The sequence below is a fragment of the Sphaerisporangium sp. NPDC051017 genome (assembly GCF_040683095.1).
Classification (GTDB): Bacteria; Actinomycetota; Actinomycetes; order Streptosporangiales; family Streptosporangiaceae; genus Sphaerisporangium.
The window spans coordinates 1-2,322 of the sequence record NZ_JBFBCI010000143.1; the positions used below are offsets into that span (position 1 = coordinate 1).

Annotated in this window: 2 protein-coding genes; both read left to right on the forward strand. The window is 68.9% G+C overall.

Annotated features, from left to right (window positions below; all coding sequences use genetic code 11):
- Positions 1-158 precede the first annotated feature (158 nt).
- Complete coding sequence (locus AB0M95_RS40880; protein WP_363777143.1) at positions 159-665, forward strand: hypothetical protein; 507 nt, start codon at positions 159-161, stop codon at positions 663-665.
- 17 nt (positions 666-682) lie between these two features.
- Positions 683-2,322 (forward strand): SpvB/TcaC N-terminal domain-containing protein (locus tag AB0M95_RS40885; protein WP_363777146.1); only part of this gene is annotated, 1,640 nt, incomplete at its 3' end.

The following is a 2,322-nucleotide window of genomic DNA, read 5'->3' on the forward strand; positions in this document are numbered from 1 at the left end:
GATCTGTATGGGGCTCCTGACGAAAAGCGCATTGACACTTCTCCTGACCTTGATCACTATGGGTGCGTTTGTAGTGCTTTACGTCTGCTTTATGTGTGCTTGACGTGGGTCGCTGGGTGCGGTGCCGCTGGTTGACGGGGTCTTTCGGAGGTTGTGCCGTGCGCCTTCAGCGTGTCCATGTATGGCTGCTGGCTGTTCTTTCGGTGGCGTTGCTGGTCTCGTCGGTGGACGTGGTCACCGACCTGGCGCCGTCGGTGTCCTCGTCGGTGGAGTCGCCTGAGCCGGAGCGGTCGGTGGAGGGGCGTCCGGTCCGGAAGGTCGCCGACGTGCGCGGGGCGGAGGATTCCCCGCCTCCTGCGAAGAAGGCGTCGCCGCCGGTGTTGCCCGGGGCGGGGTCGGCGGAGGTGGTGGTGGGTGCCGCTTCTGCCGTGGCGGGGGGTTTGCTGTTCTCGGTGGGCAAGGCGGCCGGTGCGGCGGCTGTGCCGGGCCGGGTGCGGGTGGAGTCGATCGGCGCGGAGGCGGTCAAGCGGATCGGTGGGGTGGCCGCGGGTGTGCGCCTGTCGCGTGCCGACGGTGGTACGCAGGCGGCGCGGGTCCGGGTGAGCGTCGACTACGCACAGTTCGTGGGTGCGTTCTCTGCGGGGCGTTGTTGCGGCTGGGGTTGATCGAGATGCCGGCGTGTGTGCTGGCGGCGCGTCCGGACGCGGCGTGTGTCAAGGCCGCGCAGAAGGCCCGGGTCGTGCCGAGCAGTAACGATGTCGCGGCGCGCCGGGTTGCGGCGGATGTGGATGCCGCCCCGGACGGGGCGCCGGATGGCGGGAATGTGTATGTGCTGGCGGCGGGGGCGGCGGCGGAGGACCCGGGGTCGGGGACGACCAACTTCGCGGCGACCGATCTGAAGGCGGCGGGGTCGTGGCAGGTGGGGTTGTCGGGGGGCGGGTTCTCCTATTCCTATCCGATTCCGGTGCCGCCGCCGGTGGCGGGTAAGGCGCCGGAGCTGGCGCTGTCGTACTCCTCCTCGGGTGTGGACAGTCTGACCAACTACACCAACAACCAGGCCTCGGTCGCCGGGATGGGCTGGGAACTGTCGACCGGGTTCGTGGAGCGGCGGTTCCGGGCGTGCGCCGATGACGCGGCCGAGACGACCAAGAACAGCGATCAGCGTAACTGGAAGCACCAGTGCTGGGAGTCCCCGGATGAGAACGACGGGGACGCGGCGACCACCGATTACACCACCTCGCATCTGACCTTGTCGGTGGGCGGCAAATCGTCGGCGATCGTGAAGGACCAGACCAGTGGCGGGTGGAAGACGGTCGAGGACTACGGCTGGAAGATCGACTACCAGCCCTCCAGTGTGACCGGGCAGTCGTTCTGGCTGGTCACCACGCTGGATGGGACGGTGTACCGGTTCGGGTACCGCCGCGACTCGATGTGGCAGACCGCCTATGTCGGTGACGACCCCGGCGAGCCGTGCAGGGACCAGTACTCCAAGACCGGTATGCCGGGGCTGTGTGACGCCCCGTGGCGGTGGAACCTGGACCAGGAGATCGATCCCAACGGCAACGTGATCGACTACACCTACACCCGGGAGGAGAACTGGTACTGCAAGGTGGTCGGCGCGTTGTGCCAGCCCGGGCCGCTGGGCGACGGACGCGCGTTCCGGGTGGCCTACGACCGGGGCGGCTATCTGGCGCAGGTGGCCTATGGGCGTAACACGAATGTGGCCGGATCGGCGCACACCGCTCGGGTGACCTTCAACACCGTCGACCGGGGACAGCCGCCGGCCCCGGGGGCGCCGTGGGACAACGACACCCCCACCGATCTGAACTGCCCGTCGGGTCCGCCCGATGTGATCACCGCGTGTGACACCCCGGGCCCGGCGTTCTACATCTCCAAGCGGCTCGACAGCATCGTGACCTCGGTGGTGAACCCCTCAGGCGGGTGGGATGAGGTGTACCGGCTGGAGGCCGGGTACAAGTGGGTGTACACCCAGGTCATCCCGCCGCTGCCGCCCGCGGGGCCGGTGTTGTGGCTGGACACGCTGCGCCCGGTCGGCCTGGCCGGCACCGGCCCGGACATCGCGCTGCCGCCGGTGGACTTCGAAGCGGTCCTGCTGGACAACCGCGCCGACTACAACGACTCCCAGGGCAAGCCCCGGCTGCGGATGCCGCGGATCTCGGCGGTGTACAACGGGCTGGGCGGCCGTACCGACATCACCTACGGCCAGGCCAACCCCTGCCCGATCCCGTCGGGGTATCCCACCACCGGATGGGACACCGGTGCCCGCGACTGCTACATGGCCACCCTCGGCACCTACCACGA